The following is a 235-nucleotide window of genomic DNA, read 5'->3' on the forward strand; positions in this document are numbered from 1 at the left end:
GCTTTATCCTCTGGCATAACGTCGGCAGTTAAAGCAATAATCGGGAGTTCTTGTTCGGTTTTAAACTGGCGGATTAGGGCCGTTGCCCTATAGCCATCCATTACAGGCATTTGGCAATCCATAAGCACTAAGTCAAAATGCTGCTTTTTAACTATATCAACGGCCAGTTCGCCATTTTCTACTATATACGGCACAATCCCCAGCGAGCCAAGCATCGCTTTAATAACCATTTGAT

1 protein-coding gene is annotated in these 235 nt (G+C 43.8%); it reads right to left on the reverse strand.

The window, feature by feature from the left end; all coding sequences use genetic code 11:
* The coding region (locus tag AAEY83_RS18590; protein WP_351061661.1) for a response regulator at positions 1-235 on the reverse strand (235 nt) is incomplete at both ends.

Source organism: Psychrobacter sp. TB20-MNA-CIBAN-0197 (genome assembly GCF_040309765.1).
GTDB classification, from domain to species: Bacteria; Pseudomonadota; Gammaproteobacteria; order Pseudomonadales; family Moraxellaceae; genus Psychrobacter; species Psychrobacter submarinus.